This is a genomic window from Massilia sp. NBRC 108631 (genome assembly GCF_059704565.1).
Genome location: NZ_BAAKJE010000302.1, coordinates 41923 through 67504, shown reverse-complemented (window position 1 = coordinate 67504; position 25582 = coordinate 41923). Strand labels below are relative to the sequence as shown.

The 25582-nt window shown below is 60.0% G+C and carries 21 protein-coding genes and 1 tRNA gene; 2 read left to right on the top strand and 20 right to left on the bottom strand.

Annotated features, from left to right (window positions below):
• Positions 1 to 10: 10 nt before the first annotated feature.
• The 7 genes from epsF to AC6H42_RS32410 form a co-directional block, all read right to left on the bottom strand.
• Positions 11 to 1414: a chain length determinant protein EpsF gene (gene epsF / locus AC6H42_RS32440; protein WP_057158805.1), complete on the bottom strand. Its 1404-nt coding sequence runs from the start codon at positions 1412 to 1414 to the stop codon at positions 11 to 13.
• Positions 1415 to 1423: 9 nt separating this feature from the next.
• Positions 1424 to 2221 carry a polysaccharide export protein EpsE gene (epsE, locus tag AC6H42_RS32435; RefSeq protein ID WP_057158806.1) on the bottom strand — a complete coding sequence of 266 codons (798 nt, stop codon included), beginning with the start codon at positions 2219 to 2221 and terminating at the stop codon, positions 1424 to 1426.
• 38 nt (positions 2222 to 2259) lie between these two features.
• Complete coding sequence (locus tag AC6H42_RS32430; RefSeq protein ID WP_057158807.1) at positions 2260 to 3270, bottom strand: EpsD family peptidyl-prolyl cis-trans isomerase; 1011 nt, start codon at positions 3268 to 3270, stop codon at positions 2260 to 2262.
• Positions 3271 to 3383: 113 nt separating this feature from the next.
• Positions 3384 to 4766, bottom strand: coding sequence for an undecaprenyl-phosphate glucose phosphotransferase (locus tag AC6H42_RS32425; protein ID WP_057159002.1), 1383 nt, complete (start codon positions 4764 to 4766; stop codon positions 3384 to 3386).
• Positions 4767 to 4774: 8 nt separating this feature from the next.
• Positions 4775 to 5974, bottom strand: coding sequence for an XrtB/PEP-CTERM-associated polysaccharide biosynthesis outer membrane protein EpsL (gene epsL / locus AC6H42_RS32420; RefSeq protein WP_497549885.1), 1200 nt, complete (start codon positions 5972 to 5974; stop codon positions 4775 to 4777).
• A gap of 6 nt (positions 5975 to 5980) precedes the next feature.
• A complete protein-coding gene (locus AC6H42_RS32415; protein WP_057158808.1) occupies positions 5981 to 6676 on the bottom strand; it encodes a CAAX prenyl protease-related protein in 696 nt (231 codons plus the stop codon).
• 124 nt (positions 6677 to 6800) lie between these two features.
• Positions 6801 to 8714: an ATP-binding cassette domain-containing protein gene (locus AC6H42_RS32410; RefSeq protein WP_057158809.1), complete on the bottom strand. Its 1914-nt coding sequence runs from the start codon at positions 8712 to 8714 to the stop codon at positions 6801 to 6803.
• A 132-nt stretch (positions 8715 to 8846) separates the two neighbouring features.
• On the opposite strand from AC6H42_RS32410, the gene AC6H42_RS32405 reads away from it, so the two are divergent.
• Both AC6H42_RS32405 and AC6H42_RS32400 read left to right on the top strand, forming a co-directional pair.
• A tRNA-Arg gene (locus AC6H42_RS32405) sits at positions 8847 to 8921 on the top strand.
• A 153-nt stretch (positions 8922 to 9074) separates the two neighbouring features.
• A complete protein-coding gene (locus AC6H42_RS32400) occupies positions 9075 to 10073 on the top strand; it encodes a tyrosine-type recombinase/integrase (RefSeq protein WP_497549884.1) in 999 nt (332 codons plus the stop codon).
• Between the two features lie 69 nt (positions 10074 to 10142).
• Here AC6H42_RS32400 and AC6H42_RS32395 read toward each other — a convergent pair whose 3' ends face one another.
• The 13 genes from AC6H42_RS32395 to AC6H42_RS32335 all read right to left on the bottom strand — a co-directional run bounded on the left by AC6H42_RS32395 (position 10143) and on the right by AC6H42_RS32335 (position 25543).
• Positions 10143 to 10490: a hypothetical protein gene (locus AC6H42_RS32395; protein ID WP_497549883.1), complete on the bottom strand. Its 348-nt coding sequence runs from the start codon at positions 10488 to 10490 to the stop codon at positions 10143 to 10145.
• A gap of 883 nt (positions 10491 to 11373) precedes the next feature.
• Entirely contained in the window at positions 11374 to 13131 is a 1758-nt protein-coding gene (locus AC6H42_RS32390) for a hypothetical protein (RefSeq protein WP_497549882.1), read from the bottom strand.
• 1 nt (position 13132) lies between these two features.
• Positions 13133 to 13819 carry a hypothetical protein gene (locus AC6H42_RS32385; protein ID WP_497549881.1) on the bottom strand — a complete coding sequence of 229 codons (687 nt, stop codon included), beginning with the start codon at positions 13817 to 13819 and terminating at the stop codon, positions 13133 to 13135.
• A gap of 139 nt (positions 13820 to 13958) precedes the next feature.
• Positions 13959 to 14183 (bottom strand): hypothetical protein, encoded by a 225-nt coding sequence (locus AC6H42_RS32380; RefSeq protein WP_497549880.1) that lies wholly within the window; start codon positions 14181 to 14183, stop codon positions 13959 to 13961.
• A 569-nt stretch (positions 14184 to 14752) separates the two neighbouring features.
• Positions 14753 to 15538, bottom strand: a complete 786-nt coding sequence (locus AC6H42_RS32375; protein ID WP_497549879.1) for a DNA adenine methylase — start codon at positions 15536 to 15538, stop codon at positions 14753 to 14755.
• A 161-nt stretch (positions 15539 to 15699) separates the two neighbouring features.
• Positions 15700 to 16239 carry a hypothetical protein gene (locus AC6H42_RS32370; protein WP_497549878.1) on the bottom strand — a complete coding sequence of 180 codons (540 nt, stop codon included), beginning with the start codon at positions 16237 to 16239 and terminating at the stop codon, positions 15700 to 15702.
• Positions 16236 to 16844: a glycoside hydrolase family 19 protein gene (locus tag AC6H42_RS32365; protein WP_497549877.1), complete on the bottom strand. Its 609-nt coding sequence runs from the start codon at positions 16842 to 16844 to the stop codon at positions 16236 to 16238. The genes AC6H42_RS32370 and AC6H42_RS32365 overlap by 4 nt, the downstream gene beginning before the upstream one ends.
• 17 nt (positions 16845 to 16861) lie before the next feature.
• On the bottom strand, positions 16862 to 17296 hold the full coding sequence (locus tag AC6H42_RS32360) for a hypothetical protein (protein ID WP_497549876.1): 435 nt from the start codon (positions 17294 to 17296) through the stop codon (positions 16862 to 16864).
• A gap of 84 nt (positions 17297 to 17380) precedes the next feature.
• A complete protein-coding gene (locus AC6H42_RS32355) occupies positions 17381 to 17554 on the bottom strand; it encodes a hypothetical protein (protein ID WP_157201204.1) in 174 nt (57 codons plus the stop codon).
• Between the two features lie 9 nt (positions 17555 to 17563).
• Positions 17564 to 18484: a hypothetical protein gene (locus AC6H42_RS32350; protein ID WP_497549875.1), complete on the bottom strand. Its 921-nt coding sequence runs from the start codon at positions 18482 to 18484 to the stop codon at positions 17564 to 17566.
• Between the two features lie 8 nt (positions 18485 to 18492).
• On the bottom strand, positions 18493 to 19455 hold the full coding sequence (locus AC6H42_RS32345) for a hypothetical protein (RefSeq protein ID WP_497549874.1): 963 nt from the start codon (positions 19453 to 19455) through the stop codon (positions 18493 to 18495).
• A complete protein-coding gene (locus AC6H42_RS32340; RefSeq protein ID WP_497549873.1) occupies positions 19455 to 20378 on the bottom strand; it encodes a hypothetical protein in 924 nt (307 codons plus the stop codon). The genes AC6H42_RS32345 and AC6H42_RS32340 overlap by 1 nt, the downstream gene beginning before the upstream one ends.
• Entirely contained in the window at positions 20378 to 25543 is a 5166-nt protein-coding gene (locus tag AC6H42_RS32335; protein ID WP_497549872.1) for a hypothetical protein, read from the bottom strand. The genes AC6H42_RS32340 and AC6H42_RS32335 overlap by 1 nt, the downstream gene beginning before the upstream one ends.
• Positions 25544 to 25582 lie beyond the last annotated feature (39 nt).

Here is a 25582-nt window from a genome sequence, read left to right as displayed (position 1 = left end):
CAGTCCCATATCAGGTCAGGCGCACACGGCGCGGCATCAGCGCCATGCCCAGCTTGGAGCGGGCACGGGCCGGGCCCCAGTGAATTTCGCCCAGCACAGGGATCTGCACCAGGTCGGCCAGATCGGTGCGCGAACGCACGCGGCGGTCCAGCATCTCGGCCAGCATGCCGAAGCCCACGCCCAGCAGGGTCCCCATGAACAGCGCCAGCGCGGTGTTGAGCAGCAGGCGCGGCGAGGATGGCTCGACCGGCGGCACGGCCGGGTTCAGCAGCGCGATGTCGGACTGGTCGGACTGCCCTTCCATGCGCGTTTGCGACAGGCGCAGCGAAGCCGCGTCCATGGCGCGCTGGGCCGCTTCGACGTCGCGCTGCAGCACGTTCAGTTCGTCGCGCGAGCGGTTGATCTCGAGGATCTTGGTCTTCTGCTCGGCCAGCGCCTGGCGCAGCTGCGACTCGCGCGCGCCCAGGATCTGGGCGTTGTTGCCCACGCTGTTGGAGGTCGACGAGACGGCCGAATTGAGGCTGGCGCGCAGCTGGTCCGCTTCCGCCTTGGCGCTCTGGTACTGCGGGTGGTTGCGGCCCAGGCGCTGGCCAACCTCGGCCAGCTTGGTGTCCGCCAGGCTCAGCTGGGCGCGCAGGTTCTGCACCAGCGGGCTGGCCGCCACGTCCGGCGAATCGAGCGCGCGGCCGCTGGCCACGCTGCGCCGCGAACTGGCTTCCATCTGCTGCGCCTGCGCCACCACCAGCTGGGCCGACAGGTCGTTCAGGCGGTTCGACTCCACGTCCAGGCGGTTGTCCACGCTGACGATGCCGTTTTCCTGCTGGTATTTCGACAGCCGGCTCTGGGCCGCTTCCAGCTGGTCGCGCAGGCCCTTGATCTGCTCGGTGAAGTAGCCGGTGGCCTTCTTCATCGGGTCCGACTTCAGCTGCACGCTGAGCTTCTGGTACTCATCGGCGAAGGCGTTGGCCACCGCCGCCACGAAGGCCGGATCGGACCCCTTGAAATTGATTTCGATGACGCTGCTCTCGCGCGAGGGCACCACGTCCAGCTTCTTCAACAGCAGGTCGGCCAGCCAGTCGCGCACCGTGCCCTTGCCGCCGGTATCCTCGCGGAACTGCTGCTGCACCGCCGGATTGCTGGCCAGCTTGAGCTGGTCGACCACGCGCAGCGCCACGTTCTTGCTGGAGATCAGGTCGATCTGGGTGGCCACATAGCTCGGCATCAGCTGGCCCGGCATGGTCATGCCGGTCACCGGGTCGACGCCCTTGGTATTGAGCAGCACCGTGGAGGCGCCCTTGTAGGTGGCAGGCAGCAGCAGGCTGACCAGCACGGTGATGGCCACCGTGGCGATCAGCGTACCGAGCACGATTTTCTTCCGTGCCTGCAGTATCAGTAAAAATTGGGCGAAATTCATGGTATTTCCTTAGAACAGGCTTTCCTTGACGTACACAATGTCGTCAACCTGGATCGGGTCGTCGTGCTTGACGTTCAGGATCTGCAGCTGGCCGTTGGCGTCCTTGCGCTTGATGCGCATGCCGCGTTCGGTGCCGCGCGGGGTCAGGCCGCCGCCGGCGGACAGGCCCTGCAGCACGGTCATGCCGCGCTCCAGGCGCACCGGGCCGGGATGCTGCACTTCGCCGTAGATGTAGAAGCGCGGCGCGCGCTCGACGAAGATGATGTCGTTCGGCTGCAGCTGGTAGTCGCGGCCGAAGTCGGCCGCCTGCACCATCTGCAGCACGTCGATCACTTCGCGCGTGGTCTTGCCGTCGCGGGTGCGGATCAGGGTCACGCTGTCGCCGCCCTCGGGGCCGATGCCGCCGGCCTGGGCCAGCATGTCCATCAGGCTGCGCTTGCCGTCCACCGGGTAGCGGCCCGGGCGGTTCACCTGGCCCAGCACCGACACCTGCTGGCTCTGGATCTGGGTGACCAGGATGTTGACCTGGGCCCGCTTCACATAGCCGCCGCTTTCCAGCGCGCTGCCGATTTTCTTTTCGGCGGCCGGCACCGTCAGGCCGCCCAGCGCCACCTGGCCGATCAGCGGGAAGGTGATGCTGCCGCTGTCGCTGACGCGGGTTTCCAGCGCCAGGTCGGGACTGCCGTAGACCGAGATCTTCAGCACGTCGCCGGAACCGAGCACGATGTCTGCCGCCAGGGCGGGACGCACGGCCAGCGCCATGACCAGGGACACTGCCATGGCCAGCCACAGGATGAGTTTTTTCATGATGAGCTCACTTATTTTTCAGGTGGATGCGGAGGATGTCATTTCAGGCCGGCCACGCCGCGCGCGGCGGCATCGTCGGCCACCGACTGCGATGCGGCGGCCTGGGCCGGCGGCACCGGCGCGGCGGCGCTGGCAGGCGCGGCCGCTGGCGCCACGGCCGGTGCCGCGGCGGTGGCGGCGGCCGGACTGGCCGGCGCGCCGGTGGCGCCCGGGGCGCCGTCGGCCGGCTTGTTGAAGTACTCGATCTTGGCGGTCGAGCGCAGGCGCTTGATTTCCGCCTCGGCCGCTTCCTTGTTCTTCTTGTTGAACAGGAACTGCTCGATCTGGCTGGTGGCCGCGTCCAGGCTGAGCGGGCTTTCCTTGATCTCGGCGATCTGGATCAGCATGCTGCGCTCGCCCTCGCGGATGATGAACAGCTGGCCCTTGGGCATCGAGGCCAGGCGCGCGCCCAGTTCCGGCGGCAGGTCGGTGCTGGTGCGGGTCAGGCCGGCGCGCACGTATTTGACCTGGTGCTGGTCCAGCCAGGCGGCGGCGTCCTCCAGCGATTTCGCACTGTCGAGCTGGGCCTTGAGCGGTTCGCTGACATCCTTGGTGGCCAGCACCAGCTGGCGCATGTCGAACTGCTTGCGGTTGGCGAAGAACTCCGGATGCTGCGCGTAGTACTGCTCGACTTCGGCCTTGCCCGGGCGGGCCTGGCTGCCGATGCGTTTCTGCATATACGCCTGCGCCACGATCATGGCCTTGGCGCGCTCGATGGCCTGCATCACCTGCGGATCGCGTTCCAGCTTGTCCTTGGCGGCCTCGTTTTGCAGCAGCTGGCGGTCGATCAGGCCTTCCAGCAATTGCTTGCGGGCGGTTTCCTGCTGCGCCGCCTGCACGCCGGAGCGCTGCATTTCCTCGTTGAGTTGCAGCATGGTGATTTCTTCGCCGTTGACGCTGGCCAGCGCCTGGCCGTTTTTCTTGGCCTTCTCGCCGCATGCGGACAAGCTGAGCGCCGCCAGCAGCATCACGGCGGCGACCGAACGACTGGATGGGGAAGCATTTTTCATGATCGTTCCTTTGTGAAAGCTTTTCTGTGCAACATTGTCATTAGACAAACATCTTAGCGAAACAACGCCAACCGTGACGCACGAATGGCAGAGCAGACGGGGCGGTAAGGGATTTAATGGGCGTTTTCTCGCGCGGCCACCACTTTCACGGTGCGCACCACGATCCACAGGTCCATCCACAGCGACCAGTTGCGCAGGTAATCGAGGTCGTAGCGGATGCGCGCCTCCATCTTGTCCAGCGTTTCAGTCTCGCCGCGCAAGCCGTTGACCTGGGCCCAGCCGGTGATGCCGGGCTTGACCTTGTGGCGCAGCATGTAGCCCTTGATCAGCTTGCGGTACTGCTCGTTGTGCGCCACTGCGTGCGGGCGCGGGCCGACGATGCTCATGCGCCCCTGCAGCACGTTGATAAACTGCGGCAATTCGTCCAGCGAGGACTTGCGCAGGAAGGCCCCGATGCGGGTCACGCGCTGGTCGTTCTTCTTGGCCTGCACCACTTGCGCGCCGTCCTCGGCCACCGTCATCGAGCGGAATTTGTAGACGATGATTTCCTCGCCGTACAAACCGTAGCGGCGCTGGCGGAAAATCACCGGGCCGGGAGAGCTGATGCGCACGGCGGCGGCGATCACCGCCATCACCGGCACCAGCGCCAGCGTGATCAGCGCGGCCAGCACGATGTCGCTGCTGCGCTTGACCAGGCTGTTGAAGCCGGTGAACGGGCTCTCGCAAATGGCGATCACCGGCATGCCGCCCACGTTGTCGAAGCGGGCCTGCATCAGGTCGAACACATAAATATCGGGCAGGAAATAGACCGAGGCCGTGGTGTCCTGCAGCTCATCCAGCAGGCGGCGGATGCGCGGCTGCGCCGAGATCGGCTGGCTGATGAAGATCATCTTGATCTGGTGCTGCCGCACGTAGGCGGCGATGTCGTCCATGGTACCCAGCACCGGGTGCCGCATATTGCGCGGCTGGCGCTCGTCGGTGCGGTCGTCGAAGAAGCCGCACACCTTCATGTACAGGTTGGGGAAACGGTCGATGGTGTTGGCGAACTTCACGCCGACGTCGTTGGCGCCGATGATGAGCACCGAGCGCACTTCGCTGTCCTTGTTGGGATCCGAACCCAGCTTGCGCGCGGCCAAATGGCTGGCCAGCAGCACGAAGGGGGTGGCGGCGAACCACACCAGCACCACGTTCTCGTCGTAGTGGTAGGACAGGCCGCTGACCGAGCCGAGGAACACCAGGATCAGCGCGGTGACCACCCAGCCCACCACGATGTCGCGCGCGTAGGCCATCATGCGGCCGCTGCGCCAGGTGCGGTAGGGGTCGACGTACTGGTACACGGAAGACGAAATGAAGAAGGCCAGTATCATCAGCACCAGCGAATAGCCGGTGAACGGCTCGGCGAACAGCATGGAAAACAGGTACAGCGTACCCATGATGATGAGCGGATCCAGCACGCGCTGGAAGAAGGAGATCAGGGGTATGTCGTTAACCGTCATGGTCATTCTCAAAACTGTATGCTGGCACTGACGGCGGCGCCGTGAGTGCGGTAGTTGGTGGAGGCGTTTCCGCTGCGAACTTCATGAAACACATTGGCGGACAGCCGTACCGACTGCAGCGGCGCGTAATTCACGCCCAGGGACGCGTTGCGGCTCTTGTCGTGCAAGTTGGGCGGCGCGATCCGGCCCTCTAGCGTACTAAAATCCCGCTTTTCACGACGCACTGCAGCATTCACGTTCACCTTGGCGCTCACGTCCCAGGTGGTGCTGAAACTGGCGCCCTTGTTCAAACTGTTGTTGACGAAGTTGCTTTCCACGGGCGCGAACTCGCGCCACACCGACGCGTCCATGCGCAGCTTGCGCAGCATCGACCAGTTCATCTTGGCGCGGCCGTTCAAGCCGCTGCTGTCGCGTTCGCCAAAGAAGGTGTGCTTGCGCTCGGCCCAGCCGGCCAGCATGGTGAATTGCGACGTGGCGGAAAACAGCCAGTAGACATTGGCCTTCAGCTCGTTCTGCGTGTAGCCGTCGTCGATCGAGGTGCCGCCCAGGAAGCGGTGGTTGGGATATTTGCCCTTGAGCTGGCTGACCTGCAGGCCGAAGCGGCTGCCGCTGTGCGGCAGGTAGTCGAAGCCGAGGTCGACCTGGTCCTCGGTGCGGTTGTTGAACTGCTGCTGCGGCAAGTCGTAGGTGAACTTCTGGCTGCTGGCCGCCGCCCGCACGCGGTAGCTGGGGTGGAAGCGCCAGGCGCCGTCCACGTATTCGCGGCGCTGCTTGCGCAGGTTGCGCTGGTTGCTGTGGAAGTCGCTGAACGAGGTCAGCGTCTGCGCGTACAGACCGCCGATGTGGCCTTCCAGGTGGTTGCCGATGTGCCACTCGAGGTCGGCCAGGTAATCCTTGCCGCTGTAATCGAGTTCGCTGTAGTGGTCGAACTTCACGCGCGACTGCTTGAACTGCCCGGTCAGCTTCTGGCGGCTGATGGGCATGTCGAACAGCACGCCGTACTGCGTTTGCATCAGCGTGTCGCCGCGCGGGCCGCCGAAGCCGGGGCTGTTGTCGTCCAGCCGGAACAGGTTGGCGTCGTACGAGCGCGTGACGGCCAGATAGGGGTGGATGGTGTCGCTGACGCCGGCGCTGGCCGGGACGCACGCCGCGGCGCCGATAGCGCCGATGAGCAGCGCCAGTGGGTGGGGTTTGAATAGGAGTCGCATGAGAATTTACCAGTAATGCCAATTGCCTGTGACCACGATCCACGCGCCCAGCACACCATTGGTGACGCCGTGCGCCACGATGGCGGTCCAGAGATTGCCGCTGCGCATATACAGCAGGCCGTAAGCCAGGCCGGCAACCATGCCGGCCAGCCACAAGTTGTGCTCAAAACCGAACAGCACCACGGTGATGACCAACGCCTTCAGGGAGACGGCGGCGGCGCGGACGGCGAGGAAATCGGGGGAATGGAGCCAGCGCAGCAGGAAGGAGCGCCAGAACAGCTCCTCCATCACGGGCACCACCAGGGCGGCGCCGGCCATGCGCAGCGCCACCAGGGGCCAGTTCATGGCGCCGTTGGCGGCGCGCGGATCGAAGCCGGCGGCGCTGCCGATCTGCATCCAGCCGGCATCCAGGCTGATCCACAGAACGAACACGGCCACGCCGACGGCGGCGCTGGCGGCCAGCATGGACGCACGCATGCCCTGCCAGGCCAGTTCGGCATAGTGGCGCCAGTACAGCGCCAGCGCGGCGCTCACGGCGAGGATTTTTACGCCGTACAGCCAGCGCGTTTCCTGCGCGCCGTACCCCATGCGGGACAGCACGTCGGCGATGAAAATAAAGACCAGGTAAAGGGCGAACGGAACAATCCGCGCAAGGGCGGGAGCTGAACCTGCGGGTTCGGCGGTAGAGATGTAGGGTTTCACAGTCGTGCGCCTCGGCCAAATTGAAAGATCTGCATTGCTGCCGCAGCCCGATCGGGCCGCCCAGGCAACTTTGCAGATCTTACAATTTTCCGCTCAGCAGCAGCGCACGGCTGCGCAGCGGCTGCTAAGCCTTAGCGCGGGACTCGATCGCTTCCCATTTTTCCAGCGCTTCCAGCAGTTCGCCCTCGATTTGCTCAATACGCGCGTTGACGCGCTTCGCCTCGGCCGCGTTCTTCTTGTAAAAATCGGGGTCGGACAGCTGCAGATTGAGCGCGGTCTGCTCATCTTCCAGCGCGGCGATCAGTTTCGGCAGCTCGTCCAGCTCGCGCTGTTCTTTGTAAGAAAGTTTCTTCTTGACAGCTGCCGGCGCCGCCGTGCTGGCGGCGGCCGGCGCGGCTTCAACTTTGGGAGCCGCCTTGGCGGCGGCGGCCTTGGCGCTGGCGGTGGTATCGCGCACGCGCTCCCAGTCGGTGTAGCCGCCGACGAATTCGCGCCAGTGGCCCTCGCCTTCGGCCACGATCACCTGGGTCACCACGTTGTCCAGGAACATGCGGTCGTGGCTGACCAGGAACACGGTGCCCGGGTAGTCTTCCAGCAGCTCCTCCAGCAGCTCCAGCGTGTCGATGTCCAGATCGTTGGTCGGTTCGTCGAGCACCAGCACATTGGCCGGCTTGGCGAACAGGCGCGCCAGCAGCAGACGGTTGCGTTCGCCGCCCGACAGGGTCTTGACCGGCGAGCGGGCGCGTTCCGGCGCGAACAGGAAGTCGCTCAGGTAGCTCATGGCGTGCTTGCGCTGGCCGTTCACTTCCACCCAGTCGCTGCCCGGGGCGATGGTTTCCAGCAGGCTGGCTTCCTCGTTCAGCTGGGTGCGCATCTGGTCGAAGTACGCCACTTGCAGCTTGGTGCCCTGCTTGACGGTGCCGCTGTCCGGCTTTTCCTCGCCCAGGATCAGTTTCAGCAAGGTGGTCTTGCCGGCGCCGTTGGCGCCGATCAGGCCGACCTTGTCGCCGCGCAGGATGGTGGCGCTGAAGTTGCTGACGATGGGACGGCTATAGGACTTGGACACGTTCTCCAGTTCCGCCACGATCTTGCCGGAACGGTCGCCGGCCGATACCTGCAAGGTGACCTGGCCCTGCTGGTCGCGGCGCACGGCGCGCTGCTCGCGCAGGCGCTCGAGGCGGCGCACGCGGCCTTCGTCGCGGGTGCGGCGCGCCTTCACGCCCTTGCGTATCCATACTTCCTCCTGCGCCAGGAACTTGTCGAACTTGGCGTTCTCGATTTCCTCGATTTCCAGCTGTTCGGCCTTGCGTACCTGGTAGGTCGTGAAGTTGCCCGGGTAGGACAGCAAACGGCCACGGTCCAGTTCGATGATGCGGGTCGCCACATTGTCCAGGAAGGAGCGGTCGTGGGTGATGAACAACACGGACCCCTTGAAGTCCTTCAGCAAGCCTTCCAGCCACATGATGGAGGTGAAGTCCAGGTGGTTGGTCGGTTCGTCCAGCAGCAGCACGTCCGGCGCCGACACCAGCGCGCGCGCCAGCGCCACGCGCTTCTGCATGCCGCCGGACAGCGTCTTCATCAGCGCATCCGCGCCCAGGTTCAGGCGGTCCAGCGTGGCTTCCACCTTGTTCTTCAGGTTCCACGCGTCGGCCGCGTCCAGCTTGACCTGGATGTCGTGCATGCGCTCCATCAGCGCGTCGTCGTCGCCCTGGCCGAACTGGCCGGTCAGCGCATCGTACTCCTGCAGCAGGTCCTGCAGGTCGCCCATGCCGGAGGCCACCGCCTGGTACACGCTCATCTCCGGCTCAAACACCGGCTCCTGCTCCACATAGGCGATTTTCAGGCCCTGCTGCATCACCAGCAAGCCGTCGTCCAGCTTGAAGCGGCCCGAAATAATTTTCAGCAGGGACGACTTGCCCGTGCCGTTGCGGCCGATCAGGCCGACGCGTTCGCCCGTTTCCAGCGAAAATTCCGCATGGTCAAGGAGCGCAAAGTGGCCGAACGCCAGTTGCGCGGAAGAAAGAGAGATGACTGCCATAGTGAGTAAGCCTGCGCGCGGCGTGCTGAAAAAGCCGCTGAAAAGATGAATGAAGCCAGCATTGTACCGACATCGCGGAGGCGGGACTATTTTTTGCCCGGCCATCAGCTATAATTGCGCTCGCTTAGCGTCCTCCCCGTAGCACAATGGATAGTGCACATGCCTCCTAAGCGTGGGATACTGGTTCGATTCCAGTCGGGGGGACCAGAGCCCATCAACACATACCGTCACAAATCGCCGTTTATCACGTTAAATCAGCAAGTTACGGCGATTCCATCAGCAAGATCAAACCTACAAAAACACCCAAAAAACCGCTATTTTGTGCTAGCCTTTACGCAATTTTTACGCACAAATTACGCAATGGCGACGATCAAAAAAAATGGTAACGGCTGGCGCGCGCAGATTGCCATCAAAGGCACGCGCGAATCAAAGACGTTCTCCACCAAGGCCGAGGCCATTAGCTGGGCGGCCGAACGCGAGACGGAAATCCGCAAGCAAGCGAACACCGGCATCGATGTCCGGAAAACCTGTGGCGACGCCTTTGACCGGTACGGACGCGAAGTGTCTATCCGAAAGAAGAAAACACAATGGGAGCAGACGCGCCTGGCGTTTATTGGCAACCAGCTCGTCGATGGCCAGCCACTCCGCGAGGTGCTGTTGAATGCTCTGACATCTGACATGCTCGGGCAATGGCGCGATAAGCGGCTGAACGTAGACAAAGTTGTCGGCTCTACGGTCAACCGGGACTTCAGCCTCCTCTCCAATGTTTTCCAGGTCGCCAGAAAGGAATGGAAGTGGATGCGTGCGAGCCCATCCACAGATGTACGCCGGCCAAAGGATCCGCCGCCTCGTGACCGCCGCATTCGGGACGATGAGATCGACATGATCACCCTCGCGTCCGGATTTTGCGAGACCGAAGTCCGCAAGGTTGGCCAGCGCGTCGGTGTGGCCTTCCTGTTCGCCATTGAGACTGCGATGCGCGCCGGCGAGATCTGCAACCTTCGTCCACCGAACATCAGTGGCGCAGTCGCCACGCTCGAGGATACCAAGAATGGCACCCGCCGGCGGGTGCCACTGTCCCCTAGGGCGCTAGAGCTCTTAGGATTCCTGCCGAAGGGTGATGACGACAAATGCATATTTGGATTGACCGAGGGTTCTCTGGACGCTAATTTCCGCAAGTTGAGAGCTACGACGGCCATCAAAGAACTGACGTTTCATGACACTCGGCACGAAGCAATAACCCGCCTTGCTAAGAAGCTGAATGTCTTGGAGCTGGCACGTGCTGTTGGCCACCGAGATCTAAATATGCTTCAAATTTATTACAATGAAACCGCTGAGAATTTAGCGAAGAAATTGTAAAGCCGCAGGGTTTCGCGTCAAGGAATCAACAAGCCAACTAGCGATTGCCCCCAACAGGGCGAGCAAAGTTCACTCGCCTAGCGGTCGCTGCGGTGGGTGTTGTTGGGGCGCGTCGGCAGCAGCTTTGGGAAGCCCCGAGTTGACCACGCCAGCTGACTGAGCTGACTCTTGCATGTGAGCGTTCATTGCCGCCAACTTCGTCAACTGCGCATTTTGTATGGTCGCTTCGGCCATCTGCTTAACAGCGTCGTTCGACGCTGGATCGTTGCGAACGGACAACGCTTTATTAATCATCATCGCTGCGTCCGTCTCTAACCCAGCGTGTTTTACCTTCCGCTGCCACCTCTTGTACTGCTCTGCGGCGTACCAACTCACTACCATACCAACCACGCCGATCATAGCGCTGACAAGCGGCATGCACTGGACTGCTGTGCTCTTCCAAGTGTAGGCAGAAGCGTCCAAATATGAATTAAGCACCGTCCCCACTACTCCAGCGACCACTCCGCCGGAGGCAACGCCTCCGACTCCAACACCCGACTTTGCAGAGCTGTCCGCGTACATTATCGCTCCAACGTGTTGTAAAACACCTTGGAGCAATATTTCAAGGCGGATAAATATCTATGGAAGTGCTTGTAAAATTCAGCATGGTTTTCGGCTAGCGTATGCACGACGCAATGCACCTTGTTCCCCATAGTATAACATTTAGCAAACTTCGAATCTTGAGATGCGAAATCACACGCCGCAAGCACTTTCTCATTGATGTTCTCGCCCGTCCATAGCGACGGGTAGGCCATTTGATAGAAGCCGGGATCACTCAGATCGCAACCCACGATGTATAGTCCGCCGTCGATCTTAAGACTGATCACACTGTCCGAATCAAGCGTGGCACGAAATCCCTCATCAAGAAACAACGTAAGTAAAGAGTGCATTGTTTCTGTTTTTATATTCAACATATAATCCGTTGGTAAGTTTTGAATTCAACCATTTTACTCATCTTTGAAGGCATTAGCTATACCCCTCGCATCGGATAAGCCACAGAAGCAAGAAGGGTACTCCACTGTTACCCGCGTTAAACAAAAATCCCTCCCCCCTTCTTGCCACACATAGTTTATCCCTTAAATCATCCCTAGCAAAATTCAATACCCGCTCGCCGTCACCTTGCAATCAGAGCATCAAGAGAGGCCGCTTTCGCAACACCCGGTGATCGCCATTACTCTCGCAACAGCGATTACGGGCTGAGGTAAAATATGAATAAACTGACACAGTTGAGTAATTTTTAGCACAGAGAAATAAACAAAACCTATCCGGAGATAAACTCATCCGCAGCATTCTTAATGATGCGCGAACGGATATCTTTAATGTATGGAATTGTCATTAATTCCGCCCTTTTGGCTTGCACGATTGCTCCGACGGTAGGGAACTTTGGTTTTACACGTTCCAAAAGCCGCTCACTTACCGGAAGCGCCGTCACAGCCTCCTCTAACAAGGAACTTACAATAGAGCTAGTAACAACTTTGTACCCGCATTCTGCACAGAATTTCGCGCTGGACGGGATGGCATTAGAGCAATCGGGGCAAGTATCGCTGGGAGCTAAAAGCGTACCCAAAAAAACTTGAATTTGAGAATCAGACGACGAAAACTCCCGATAGTCGGTAAGACTTAAACGCGCAATAGCATCTGAAGTTTTTTGCGTATCAAAGGCTTTTTCCGTAGCCATTAAAGCGAGATTCACTAGATAACGTGGACCCGTCCCATGGGCTGTCTTTACTGTGCCCAATTGCGAAACCAAACCGGAGTAGCTCAATATATCTAAGGCCAACTTGAGATTTGGTGACATGTCTCGTTGCACAGTGAAAAATGCCGACTGATACTCACTTTTTGTTCGGCGATGGTTTTTAGTGCGGATCTCCGGAACGATATAACCTCGCAGCAATTCTAAGCCGGTTCGTATGTGCGCAGCATATTTAGGAAGTCTCTTGTTCAAACTTTGGTGATATGGCAAAAGTGCTTGATCAACGTAGTTTTGAACAGCGAGACTCACAGCTCGCTCTGTCAGATTCGTACTACCAGAAAGAGCATTATTAAGAATATGCAACAATGCACGAGGATTCCCGTTTGAGAGATCAATACACAGATCTAATTCAGCCCCTTTTGCAAATATTTTTTTACTCAATGTAGACGAGTTAACGCGTTTTTCCAAGATATTTCGAAAATGCGCACGATTCTCGCGGCGTCCACCTTCACCCGGATCAAAACGAATAACAGGCAGAACAATAGCATCCTGACCAACCTCGAAGTTTCGCCCGTAATTTGTAACCGTGGGATAAACCGCTGCTTTGCAGGCTATCTGACCGCCATGTAATAGTTTGAAAATTTCAAAGAAAATAGTTTGTTGACCGGGAATAAACGTATGCGCCGCCTCGTCAAAAAAGAAAACAATCTTATTGATCGAAAATCGCTCAGCAACACTCTTTATAATATTAACCAAGAAGCTGGTGTCTTGTGCTTTGGCGAGAAAATCCACACCGATCTGGGAAATAATATCCTCTCGACTTCCTTTGCTAAAGGCCAGCTTCTGCAATAAGTGGATTTTATCTTCCAACATCGCCTTTGTTTCGCCGACTGATGAAATACCAAAAACCCTTTGATATGGATCGGAAACCCCCGTCTTAGCGATCAAATTCAATGTCAAAAGCTTTTCATGCAGCGCCTCCAGAATCTTGATGTTAACCCAGATTTGAAAAGCGTCACGTTCATCAGCCTTTACTCCCTCAAGCAGCGTGCTAGTTTTGAAGTTTACGTATACGCCGAGTTTTTTATCTGTAGAGAAGGTTAAATCGAGTTCGATCTCGGCCATGCGCAGCAGCATCGATTTGCCGACGCCTCGTGCCCCTTCAAGCAAATTAGCTCCACTCCCCTTCAGTGCATCAATAACGCGCCGCTCAAAGTCACCTAGAACGGAAACTCTTTTAATATCCTCATACAAAAGATCTTCGCATCGTGCTGTTTGCAATAGATCCTCACCTGAGACCTGCTGTGATTTATCAACGCTTGCCATTCTATTTCCTCAATATCTGAGGCATCGCCTCTTGAATTTTTTCCTCTAACTGTACGAATCGACCAAAAATCATACTTAAAATAGCCGCCTGCGCCCTCAGAATCAATTTGAACTGCTGATTCACGAACGACTGCGAATCACCTAAAGAAAAACGGCCAGGCGAAAGAGGTGGTAAGTTAGCGGTTTTCCCATGGACCGTGTTGCTCAGTTCACGATAGATTTCTTGAAACTCCCTTTGCTTACAGATTGGATCAATCGTTTCCACACCGTGAACTTGTTTTAAATACTCTAAGTATCCAGTCGAGTTGAGATGAGCTACCATTCCGGAAAAACTGAGGTCGTCATCCTTATTTTTCCATCCCCAATAGGCATGAGGTAAGTCCCAAAGATAGATAGCAGCCAATCCCATTTCAAATGCGCGTCGAGTGGACATCTGGGATGGCACTATTAGCCCAGATGCACAAAAATACAAGGCCAATGAAAAGTCGGAAAATATCTCATCGAGCAGCTCCTCACATATTGTTCGTTGCACTGGCCCGGAGCAATAGTGAGTGAGAAGTTGATCGCGCACCTCACTTATCATTCGAGACTGTAAATCTACCTTGTCGACATATGGGATAAATGTTGGATCTACAGACTTCAAATTGCTACCGAAACTAGCATGTAGCGAGCTCAACACTTGGTCCATTGGAATTCGCTCCCCATGTGCCATACGACAACCTCCGAGAAATTTATAGAAATAGTTTATATTTAACACATCGAAACTACTGAGGGCCCATAATCGGCCGGTCGCGGCACGCTTGGAGATGAGCTTGGGACGCCCGTTATTAGTTGCGCCAAGTTTGTTTGAATTCCTGATCAAACCACATCTCGACTATGTCTCGTACGCTGGTTGTAGTCCTAAAATCAAGGTAAGAAGGATGCATATTCTTCAGCCAAGTATGAAACTCTACAAAGCTTGGGTTATCGTTTGCAAAACCGTTAGGATAAAACTGCTGCGCCCATGAGTGGCAGAGGTGACGGATGACCGTTTCGCTTTCGCTTTTCTTCATATTTCGAACTCTCCCGTTCAACTGTAGTTAGCCGTCCTGAGTGACCGTCAGCCGTAGCCGATAGCTGTCAATAATAGCAAATTTTCCATACGGAAAACTCACATTTTGTCATCGGAGGAAGAATGGGGGGGTCTTGGCTATGCCAGCTTTGTTCAGCTAGAACTCATACTGCCGGCGCCCTGGGGCCGGCGGGGGCGGCAATTGGTTCGTCAAACACATCCACTCCTGTTTGAACTCAACCACCTCCCCTTGCGAGTTTCTATACTGCTCAATGCCAACGACTCTGATCTTGCCGTCCTTCCATCGCCTTATCCGCGCCTCCAGTAGCACCTCCGGAGCCTTCGTGTAGCCAGGCTCCGGCAAGTACTTGAACCGGGCGATACTCATCAGCGGGTGCATGCCTTGACTGTCGGTCTCGACCAACTCGAACGAACCGAGTCGCTGCCGGGCCAAGTCTTCGCTAACAACTCCCCTGGTGAGCTTCACACCGTTTAACCGCAGTTTAACCATCCTTTCCATTACGCACCTCGATATACTGTGTTTTTATACAGCACATCAAACTCAGGCGGTCAGAAAAGGCCCGCTGGTTCGGATGCCCTATCCCAGCTATAGATGATCAGTTCTTGTCGCTGGACACCAGCGCCGCCGCCAACTGTGTAGCTGATGCCGGTAGAGTCCATCTGGAAGCGAGCAAAGATACGCCGAATGTCGGGATGATCGTTAAGACTGAGAATAGCCTTTCCCTTTATCCTGGACATCAGCTCAGCCATACGCTCGTATTCTTGCAGCGGAAAGTCCACGCCGTAGCCGGCCGTGTCCAAGTACGGTGGGTCAAGGTAGAACAGCGTATGCGGCCTGTCGTAGCGCTCCATGCACTTGTACCAGTCCATGTTCTCGATGTAGGCTCCTGAGAGGCGCAGATGCGCCGCAGACAAGTTCTCTTCAATGCGCAGAAGGTTCACCGGCGGCGCAGTCGTCGCCGTGCCCCAGGTCTGCCCTTCTACCTTTCCCCCGAAGGCCTGCTGCTGGAGGTAAAAGAAGCGCGCGGCGCGTTGAATGTCTGTCAGCGTGTGCGGCGGCGTGTCCTGCAGCCACTTGAACACGTCGCGGCTAGACAGCGCGTACTTGAACTGGCGGACGAACTCCTCCAGGTGGTTCTTGACGACCCGGTACAGGTTGACCAGCTCGCCGTTGATGTCGTTGAGGACTTCCACTTCTGCCGGCGGCCGCATGAAGTACAGCGCGGCACCGCCGGCAAATACTTCGACGTAGCAGGTATGCGCGGGGAACTGAGGAATGATGCGGTCGGCGAGGCGTCGTTTGCCGCCGATCCAAGGGATGATAGGCATTGCCATAGGTAAACGTTTACATTTATGCTAGACTCTCGCCGCCTTCCGGAAGGTAGCAGAGCCTTGCTTGGTTTACTGCCTCAATCAGTGAACTGAGGCCCATGGCCGCTGTTAGCGCAGCGGCCGTGGGCGCTCTGTTTTTTTGTGCAGACGTCTGCACTGGCGAATTACTCAGGCCGTGCCTGATCCGTCGCCAACTTCAAATTGCTGTAGAACTCCCTGAAGCCGATGACTTGCTCCCGCCAGACCCGGCAGGACGCGGCGTTGTGGGCGTCTGCTTCTGCGACGGCAGCGAGCGAAACTCCGGAGGGTTCTCGGTCAGCGCCTTCGGCAGCGCCGGCAGCGTCACCTGTCCAGGCGGCGTTGTATGTCCGCACGAAGCCAGCATTGACACTGCAAGCAGCGTTGTCAGCCGCCGTGACATAGATCGGCACTTGTCGTTCAATCTCTTCTCCTTTGATGTAGATTTTCTGGATGCGGTCCCGATACTTAATTTCGGTGCGCACTACTACTTCGGCTTGCGCGCGCGCTATGGCCACCGTCTGCGCGGCCTGGCGCGTCACGTAGTCGATATATCGCTCGCCCGCCCAGCGCTCGCCGCGCATGACGCCCAGGGCGAACACTGCAGCGGCGGCCAGGCCCAGCGTCAACAACCGCGCCCAGCCGGGCAGCACGAACTGCCCCAGCTTCATGGCCAGGCCAATCACGCGAACACCTGCAGGGCTTTCTGATACATCGCCAAGCGCTCCGCCCAGCCAATGGAGTCGCCGATCACCGCCGTCTTCTTGCCCCTGTTGACGACGTCGCATACACCATCGAAGTCGCGGGCGTCGGCCCAACTGTTCACGCGGTTCGCGGACCAGAACCAGCCGGCACTGCGCAACGCCCCTGCCGGCGTGCGCAACCAGGCGGCGACCTCGGCGCGCGCGATCCCGAAGTACCTTGCGCATGCGGCGTGGTTGTTCTCAAACGTGAGCTGGATGGCACCAGCCCCACGGTTGCGCCAGCCGTCGCCGCTGGCCTCATCACGGTTGCCCTCGCGGTTCGCATATGCGTGGTTTGCGATGCGCTCAGGCTGTCGCTCGTAGGCTGCGGCCACCGCAGGCGGGAAGCGCTGCGGCCAGGTGCGCATCAACGCCTCCGCCGAATAGTTCAGGTTCTCCTCGAACTTGGTCAGCTGCTTCGACTCGTGGCCAACCGTCGCGAGGAAGGCGGCCTGGCGCACGACCGTTGTGATATCGAACTCCGCCATAGCCGCGTTCAGCGGCACCAGGAGCGCGTCAATGCGGCTGGAGGCCAGTGGCATCATCATTGCCAGTTGCGCGGCATTCACAGGCCACCTCGCACGTCCTTGACGATCTGTGCCGCGTCCTGCGCCAGTTCGCCGATATCCTTGCCACGGCGGCGTTCCAGCCACAGCACGATGCCGCCCAAGATCCACCATGCCGGCACGCCGGCCAACACCATGATCGGCGTGGCGACGGCCAGCATACCCAGGGCGGGATCGGCGCCGTTGGCCGCCGACATAAAGCGCGCGGAGTCAAACAAGGTTGGCCACCAGCTGTGCAGCGCAGCCACCAGCAGCGGCCCCAACAGCGCCGAGGTGGCAATCGAACAGGTGAACCGGATGAACGCTTCGCGGCGCGTGCGCGGCCACATGAACATGAACGTGACGGCCGAAGCGGCTGCGCCGGCCAGGACAGGAACGCCGACGATCTTGTACAGCGCGCCGACGCCGGCAGTGGTGGTTTCGATTGCGGGCATGGTGTCTTTCATAGGAATAAAAAAAGCCCACCGAGGCGGGCTGCAAGAGTTGGAATGGAAGGGCACGACGACTTAACAGGACGCTCACTCGGGGACCTCAACTGGCCCAACCAGCACCTCATCGACGTAGCGGTACTGGTCGATGCGCCCGGGGTCAAAGTCGGCCGGCGCAGTCAGCACTGCCTGCTCCGAGCCCGATGGCACATGCTCATCGGTGGCGGTCGCGAATACGCGGTTGTCGTTAATGATCAGTTTCATATCGGTCCTTTAGGTCATGTCCACGTAGTTGACGCTCTGGGCAGCATTCACGCCTCCGTAACCAGTGCTACCAATGTCGAAGGCGCAGTTCTCAAACGTGCCCCATATCTGCATGGTCGAGGAGTTCGTCATGTTGGTGATGACAACGGTTGCACCGGCAATAACGGTGTTCGAACTACCCGCATTGCCGCCAATGAGCCGACCACTGTAGGTAAGCGGAATCGCCCCGAGGTTGTTGCCGATCATCTTGGTAGCAATGATCAGGATTTTTGATGGGAATGTTGGACCGAACGGCACATAGGTTCCTACAACGCCGTCCTCATTCGGCGTTTGCTTCGTTACCTGCTTATTTGCGATTAGCCAGGACTTGGCGCTTGCGCTCGCAACCAAGCGGGCAATGAAGTTCTCCGATACCGCAATCGCGCCTTTCGCCACTGAACTGCCGAACAGCGCGGCCAATGCTATGTTGCTTGTGCATGCCGCACTCGCACACGTCGCGTCATTCACGAACACTGCCGGATTCGCCGCGATAGTAGCCATGTAGCCAGCCGAATTGACGAGCGTGGCCAGGAGTGGCGTGTTGGTGTACAGCGCTGTCAGACCGGCGGCCGAGCTGAGCATCGCGCCCATGGCCACGGCACTATTCAAGAGCGTTGCCTGCGTGGATGCGGAGTTGAGTAGCGCCGCCAGCAAACCGCCCGAGCTGCTCGATGCAGCGGCGCAGATATCTGTCATCGCCAACGGCGAACCGGCAAAAACTGCTGCAGCCGTGACCGAGTCGACCACGCCCGCGTAACGCCCGGGCAGGCGCAGTGCTTTCTGGAAGCCAGCGCGGTTTTCCGCAATGGCAAGGTACGCTTGCAGCTCAGCCGTGGTCACATTCCCCAGCGCGGCCGCGCGCAGCAGCCTGAGGCCTTTTTGAACACTCATATTCCGTCCTATTGTTTAGTTACCTGCAAGCCCCAATACCCCGGGGTCAAGGCAATCGATGTCGAGGTAAACGAGTTCGACAGCCTCACCGATACCGTGCCGGCGGCGCTCACTACGCCGCTGACGCTCAGGCCCACCGGCAGCGCCACGACTGGGATCACCGCAACCCAGTCGCCAACGGCCACCCCGGACGCTGGTACAGTGATGTCCACCGCAGCGTTGCCAGCGATGCTGGTGAGGGTCATATTGAAGCGCAGCCGCAGTGGCAGTTCCGACAGCCAGCACTCGGCAGCGAAATCGGGATCGGCCGCGATCATGATCCAGGCGCCACCCACGGTACGGAACGACGTAGCGTCATCATCCGGCTCGACGCTGCCCGCCTGCCACTCGAACAGGCCAAGCCGCCGCACCAGGTAACGTGTCGCCACCAGCCCCCCAGCGATGGCACGCAGGTCAGCGCGGTCCTCGTATGCCTTCACGGCCGTAACGAACTCTGCCATTTCCAGCCCGCTCTCGTCCGCGTTGACGCGCACGCCTTTCAATCGCTGCCCAGCCAGCGTCGGCAAGCCAGCCAGAGCGGCATGGGCAAGCACCGAAGCGCCCATCTGTGCAATTGAGGTCGCATTGGCAAGCGCCGCCCCCGCGCTGCCGGCGGCGGCCGTGGCGGACAGACCAGCGGCAGACGCACTGGCCGCTGCAGCATCTGCCCGGTCATGCGCGTCGCCGGCAGCTGCTCCCGCAGCGCTTGCGCTGGCCGATGCAGCGCCTTGGCTCATCGCCGCAGCCAGCGCCGAACCATAGGCCTCCGTGGCGTTGTGCCAGACGTTCTGACCGAGCGCCTTGAACTGAAGGACCGCAGCGATGAGCCAGGTCACGAACGCGTCAACGAGCAGGGAAAAGGTTGCCCGGTTCCCCCGCTGCGGCGCCGCAGTGGCCAGCGGTGTTAATGGAGGTGGGTTCTCTACTGCCATCAGATCATTCCTTGTACGGTTAGGGTCAGGTTGACCTCTTTTGAGTTTTCATATGTGAGCTTGCCGACACCCAGGCCGAACGAGCGCAGCCCCGAGTAGTTGGGTAGGTTGGTGCCAATCCAAACGCACGGCACGCCCATCACCAAGTTCAGCGTACGCAGCACCCCGTTGGCCTCGGCGATGGGCAAGATCGCGCTGGCCGTCATGTCCTGCGCGCTCTTTCGCCGTTTGATTTTCGTCTTGCCAAACTCATCCGTTTTCACGTACGAGTATGACTTCGGCTCGGCCGTAGCACCGAACTGTGTATCGCCAAGTGGCCTGAGATCGCCGACCGACAGAATCCCGCATTTCACTACGCCGCTCGCACGCGAGAGCACGAACTCAACCTGGCAGGAGAGATAAGGCTCCAGGCCTGTGACGAGAAAGTCAGTCACAGGTCTGTACGGCTCATAGAAATGCTCGAACCAGTCGTCAGGCGCGCTATCCTCCAAGCTGGCCTGATAGCGGCCCACCTCTTCACCACCCGGCGGCGAGGTCACGACAATGCTGAGCACCTCCGCGTCCAGGCCGCCGCCGAAGATGCCGGTGACCGCGCCCGGCTTCAGCACAACACGCAACTGCTGATCCACCTCCGTTTGCGTGTTGACCTCACCGTCGAACATCGCGTACCGATTGGTTGGAGTCAGGTCGAGCCACCACGGGGCGGGCGCGGCCTGGTTCACTTCCAAGGCGGGATCTTTTCCCACATTGCCGGCACGCTGGCTCTCGAAGATCCGATGCGTACCAGCCCGTCGGCAACGTACACCAACGGCATACGTTGCGTTCGGGTCCCATAGCACGTATTCGTTTTCCGGCACGTTGCTGCTAACCAGGTTGTCATCGGAGATCGCTGTGGGCACCAGCACGCTAAGCGAAGCCGCCATTACGCGCCCTCCTCTACCGTGCGCATCGCCACTGCGCCCTCCGTTACCTGGTCAAACTGCGTGGCCAGCTTGTCGGTGCTTACCGCCGTGGCCTTCGACGCGATCCGGATCGTCTCCAACTCGGTTCGCACCAGTGCCAGTTCGCGGGCCAGCTGCGCCACGTCTGCGCCGGCCAGGCCGGCCGTCGACGTCTCGCCGGCGGATGCACGCGTAGGCTGCACGAACTCGACGCGCGTGCCGTCTGCGTCTACGCTGCGTCCCGCCACCGTGGCGGTTCCCCCAGTGGCGGCTTGCCCTGCAGACGTCTTCAACCCTTCGATCAACGCCGCCATACGGACCTTGAAGTCCGCCAGGGAATCCACCACCGACATGGTGGCCACCGTGTTGCCCAGCGTCGCATCCAACTGCGCCTGCGCTGCAGCGAGCGTCTGATCCAGCTGCAGGATCTGCGCGTCGTAGGCATCCTGCGCGAGCTTGATCTCCCGATCAAACGCAGCGGACGCCGCAGCCTGGCCTTTCTGCAGTTGATCCAACTGCTTCTCGGCCAGTTCAATAGCGGAGTCTGACTTCGTCAGCGCGTTGTCCGTCAGATCGTTCAAGTCCGCGATTTGGCCGGCAGTCACGTAGAAGTCCCGGGCATAATCTTCGAACGACTCGAACAGGCCTGCGCTCGGCTGCGACACCACGCCCAGTACGTCCTTCAACGCGTCCGCGCTCGGCAGCACGCCCGAGGCCTTCGCCACGGCCAGCGCCGCCGCGATCTGCGACTGGCCCACCCGGCGATCCATCCCTGCCGAGTCTTCCAGCCGCATGCCGTCCAGCGTGGATTTGAGCGACTGCCCCAGCTGGCGCAACCGATCATTTTTGCCCTTCTCTGCGTCAATGCTGGCCGCCATGGAATCAGCTTCGAGCTTGGCCAGCTCTTCGGCCGACGTCTTGCGCGCCGTGAGGATGGCCAGCTGGGCATCGAGCGACGCCTTGGCACTGGCCTTCTCCGCCTCAATGCTCTTCGACACCACGGCCATCGCGGAGTTGGCGGCCGTCTTGAGCGTTTCGATCATCTTCTGCTCTCCCTGTAATGCCTTCAGCCGGTCATAAAGCGCCTTGGTAGACGCAGACATGCCAGCCGTCTCGAACTTACGCAGCTCACTTTCACTCATCCGCGACTTCAGGATGGCGTCGATCTGCTGCTGGTAGCTTTCATTGGTACGCGCCAGCGCCTCCGCTGCGGCCTTGTCTGCCACAGCTTTGGCATCTGCCGCCGCCTTCGCTTCGGCCGCCGCCTTGGCCTGCGCCTGCAGCACCTCACGCTGTTCGTATAGAGCCAGCGTGGACGCGGCCATACCCTTCACTTCCAGCGCGCGCTGTTCGGCAAGCGGCAGCGCAGCCTTTACCAGTTCATCGATGTCGGCCTTGATAGCTGCATTCGTCTCCGCCAGTGCATCGGCGGCCGCACGCGCCTTTTCGGCCGCGATGGTCTGGTCGTAGAGCGCCAAGTTGCTCTTATCCTTCGCGTCACGCTCGCGCTCCAGCAGCTGCACAGAGGTCAGCGTGGCCTGGTCGTAGCGCTCTTGCAGCAACCTGCGCTCTTCGGCGATGTCCTCTTGCGAACGGCTGATGTCCACGATTGCCGCGTGCGTCTTGGCGAATGCATCGGACAGATCCATCAGCGCCGCGTACTGCTTGGCGCCGGCCTCCGTGGCAAGCGCCCCGGACGAAGCCAGGCCCAGGACAACGTCCCTGAACTGATCCCGCGTGGTGATGCCGGCAAGCCCCATGGCGGCCAACTGCTCGGTGACGTACTTCTGCACCGGAGCCAGTCGCTGCGCCTCCGTCAGGAAGTTGTCGTTGAACGAAGATGTTTTGCTGGCCAGCTCGTTGATGCCGCCGGTCAGTCCGATGAGGCGTTCGCGCGCGGCGATGCTGGCCAGTCCGGTTTGCCCGAACGTGCTACCGCTCGAGGCCAAGATGGAATCGAGGTTCGCGTAATTACTCGACACCCGCACCAGCGTCTCGAGGTAGCCCTCGCCGACTTGCTGGAACTGGTCAAGGCCAGCGACTCCGAACTTAGCCAGGTCGTCTCCGACCTTGGAGAACACCGTCTCAAGCTGCTTCTGGATTTCCTCACCGCTCAGCCCTTTCAGGCTGATCTTGCCCACGTCCACCACGAACGAGTTCAGGTGCTGCGTGAACTCGTCGCCGCCGACGCCCAGCAGATTGCCGGCCTCCGATACGCTGGTGGCCAGGTTGCGGATCACCTTCGTGAACTGGTCGTTCGCCTCGGCTCCCAGGCCCGACAGCGACGTGCTGAACTTGTCGCTGCGGAACAGGCCACCGTCCTTCTTCGTGTCGGTGTACTGACTGGCCACGACGCCACTGGACAACGCATTGCCCAGTGTTGACTTATCGAGCGTCACGCCGGTATCGAGCGTGGTCACCTTGCCGCCGAACACCCCACCCAGGATTTTCCCGGTGATCTTGCCGACCAGGCCGCCGGTGAGCTTGTCCAGCACCAGGCCGACGCCGCCGCCCAGGACCGCCGTCATCAGCGTCGAGTTGCCCAGCTCGTACGCGCTACCCTTGCTGTCGGGCGCCATTTCGCCTGTCAGCCCAGCCGTCCTGACGAGCAGGTTGCCAAGGCCCGAGATCGAGCTCTCGATGTTGCGCAGAGAGGCCAGCATGCCGGCAGTGTGGGACAGCTCGATGTTCGAACTCTTCTCCAGCGCATCAAGGGAACGAGCGATCGAATCCGACTTGCCGGTAGGGTCGCCAAGAATCGAACCGGTGCCGGCCGCTTCCTGGCGTTCCTTGGACACATTCGCACCGCCCGACCCGCCGCCGCTGATCGCCACACCCAGGCCGGCCAGCAGCGCGATGACGGCAGCTCCGGCAGCGACGTTGGCGGGGAACGGCAGCGAGGCCAGGGTTTTCGCCACAGCCGCCACACCGTCCGCTGCAGCACGCACGCCGGAATTGGCCACCGATGCCGAGGTGGCCGTGGTATCGACTGCAGTCTCCGTAGCCCGGCTGGCCACGAACAGGCTCGTGAAGGCGGTCAGCAGGCCGCTCTTAGCCACCATGCTCTCGATAGCCATCGCCATCTCGACCGCCCTGAAAGTCTTCTCCACGGCGTCCATGGCCCGATAGCCGGCCGTGTGTTCCTTGAAGAAGGCTTTGCCGGCCCCCGCGATGTCGCCATACGAGCGCACCTGCGCTTGCGCGCTCTGCGCAGCGGCCGCAGCATTGGCTTTGTGGATCTTCGCCTGGTCAGGCCCGGCCTCCTTCAGGGACACGGCCAACTGGGCCGCCACCGCCGCCTGTGCCTTGCCGTACCCTGACAAGGCCGTGGTGATGCCACCGATGGCACTGCCAACCTCGCCGAAAGACTTGGCCATGCCAGCCGCAGCCGACCTGGTCACTTCATCCAGCGACGACATTACGTCCAGCAGTTCCTTCGCCTCGGCAACACCACTCCCCTTTTCCAGCGCAGTTTTTTTGCCCTGCAACTCCGCTAAGCGCGCGTTGGCAATGATGAGCGCCTCTACGGTGGCAATCTCCGCCTGGCTGCCTTCATTGGCCTCCAGCGACGCTTTACGCAGCTCCAGCTTGGCAATGGCGGCGCGCGTAATCTGTTCGGGCAGCTTGCCGTAGTTGTCGATCTCCGCCTGCAGCGCATTCACCGATTCAAAAGCGCCGGCCACACGCTTCTGATTAGCCTCCAACTCCTCCTTTTCCTGCCGCTCAGTCTCACCACGGCTCACCAACAGCCGCTGGTTCAAGCTAAGCTGCATCAAGCCTGTTTCAAGCAGTTGCTGCTCCTTGTCGGAAAGGTTCACAGTGCCTTCGGCGCGGCCACGAATGAGCGTGGCGATCTGCCGCTCGGCTTCAGTCAAGGGCCTGGCCAGTTCCAATTCTCTGGCCGACAAAGCGATCTTCTCCTGCAGGGCTTTGTTGAGCGCGTCATAGTCGCTCTTGGCCTCTTTCGCATCTTTTTCCGTCCCGGTGCTGTATGCCAGCGTCTTCTTCTCCGTGCCTGCCGCCGGTGTCGGCTTATTAGCGCGCGCTGCGATGCGCGCCAGCACCGCCTGCTCCATCAAGTTTGCAGGCTTGTTCCACAGTTCTTCATAGCGCCGGTTTGCGTCGTCCAGCACGGCGTTGCGTTCAGCGAGCGCCTTGCGCAGATCGTCCACCGGATTGCGCCCTTGCGCCAGCTTTGTCGCAAAAACAGTCGGGCTCAGGTTGTGCGCCGCCGTCGCCGCAAATTCGATGTCGGCGTACACAGCTTTGAAGCTGCCCTTAATCGCGGAGAAAATGCCCGGCAGCAGCTTAGCCACATCAATTACACGCGCAATGCCCACGGCCAAGTCGTCGGCCCACCCGCCCGCCGGCCCGTTAGCCAAATCCGCTTCCATCTTGCCAGTATCTGAAAACGCTCCCAGCAGGTCATTGAGAGCGGGCAGCGCCGCGATAGTGATCGTCGTCGCCATAGCCTGGTAATTCGCCTTGAGCATGCCCAGCTGGTCCTGGTACGTCGCTGCAGCGCTCGCCGCATCGGCGCTCACACCTGTGAACTTGTCGACGTTATCGGCCACGTCGTTCAGGTATGGCAGTAGTTCAGCACCGCTCTTCTTGAACACGTCCGTAATGAGCGCGGCCTTGCCTGCGCCGTCTTCATATCCCTGCAGGCTCTTCGCCACATCCACCAGCACTTCGGCCGGGTCGCGCAGGTTGCCTGCTGCGTCCTTTGCCGACACACCCAGCACGCCTAGCGCCTTTCGCGTCTTGCTGCTTTCTTCATCGACGCCGGCCATCCCCCTTGCGAGGATTGTCAACGCGCCGTCGACCTTCCCGAAATCGGTATCGAAGGCCACAGCGACTTGCTGCAGCCGCGACAGGTTCTCAACCGATGCGCCCGTCTTCTGCGTCAAGTCGTCCAGCGATGCCAGACTGTCGATGGAGCGGTTGAACTGCTCCAATACAGTGCTCACGCTGGCATATGCGGCGACAGCGCCAACGGCTGTGCGAGCCAAGCCGGCAAAATATTCCTTACCGGCGCTGCTCGCACGGTCGAAGTGCCGCTGTGCATTTTGCGCGAACTGCAGCGCGGCCTGGTCGGAGCGCTCCAGACCCCGCGTGTACTCGGCGTACTCCAGGGCCAGTTTCACGACCAGCGATCCAAGTGCTGACATAGACCTCCCAATTTC

Bases quoted from the DNA above. Each gene is read 5' to 3' on its own strand.
- AC6H42_RS32410 (WP_057158809.1), bottom strand. From the start codon at position 8,714: ATGGCAGTCATCTCTCTTTCTTCCGCGCAACTGGCGTTCGGCCACTTT.
- AC6H42_RS32375 (WP_497549879.1), bottom strand. From the start codon at position 15,538: ATGGCAATGCCTATCATCCCTTGGATCGGCGGCAAACGACGCCTCGCC.
- epsL (WP_497549885.1), bottom strand. From the start codon at position 5,974: ATGCGACTCCTATTCAAACCCCACCCACTGGCGCTGCTCATCGGCGCT.
- AC6H42_RS32350 (WP_497549875.1), bottom strand. From the start codon at position 18,484: ATGAGTGTTCAAAAAGGCCTCAGGCTGCTGCGCGCGGCCGCGCTGGGG.
- epsF (WP_057158805.1), bottom strand. From the start codon at position 1,414: ATGAATTTCGCCCAATTTTTACTGATACTGCAGGCACGGAAGAAAATC.
- AC6H42_RS32360 (WP_497549876.1), bottom strand. From the start codon at position 17,296: ATGCCCGCAATCGAAACCACCACTGCCGGCGTCGGCGCGCTGTACAAG.
- epsE (WP_057158806.1), bottom strand. From the start codon at position 2,221: ATGAAAAAACTCATCCTGTGGCTGGCCATGGCAGTGTCCCTGGTCATG.
- AC6H42_RS32355 (WP_157201204.1), bottom strand. From the start codon at position 17,554: ATGAAACTGATCATTAACGACAACCGCGTATTCGCGACCGCCACCGAT.
- AC6H42_RS32390 (WP_497549882.1), bottom strand. From the start codon at position 13,131: ATGGCAAGCGTTGATAAATCACAGCAGGTCTCAGGTGAGGATCTATTG.
- AC6H42_RS32380 (WP_497549880.1), bottom strand. From the start codon at position 14,183: ATGAAGAAAAGCGAAAGCGAAACGGTCATCCGTCACCTCTGCCACTCA.
- AC6H42_RS32365 (WP_497549877.1), bottom strand. From the start codon at position 16,844: ATGATGATGCCACTGGCCTCCAGCCGCATTGACGCGCTCCTGGTGCCG.
- AC6H42_RS32385 (WP_497549881.1), bottom strand. From the start codon at position 13,819: ATGGACCAAGTGTTGAGCTCGCTACATGCTAGTTTCGGTAGCAATTTG.
- AC6H42_RS32340 (WP_497549873.1), bottom strand. From the start codon at position 20,378: ATGGCGGCTTCGCTTAGCGTGCTGGTGCCCACAGCGATCTCCGATGAC.
- AC6H42_RS32425 (WP_057159002.1), bottom strand. From the start codon at position 4,766: ATGACGGTTAACGACATACCCCTGATCTCCTTCTTCCAGCGCGTGCTG.
- AC6H42_RS32400 (WP_497549884.1), top strand. From the start codon at position 9,075: ATGGCGACGATCAAAAAAAATGGTAACGGCTGGCGCGCGCAGATTGCC.
- AC6H42_RS32430 (WP_057158807.1), bottom strand. From the start codon at position 3,270: ATGAAAAATGCTTCCCCATCCAGTCGTTCGGTCGCCGCCGTGATGCTG.
- AC6H42_RS32395 (WP_497549883.1), bottom strand. From the start codon at position 10,490: ATGCCGCTTGTCAGCGCTATGATCGGCGTGGTTGGTATGGTAGTGAGT.
- AC6H42_RS32345 (WP_497549874.1), bottom strand. From the start codon at position 19,455: ATGGCAGTAGAGAACCCACCTCCATTAACACCGCTGGCCACTGCGGCG.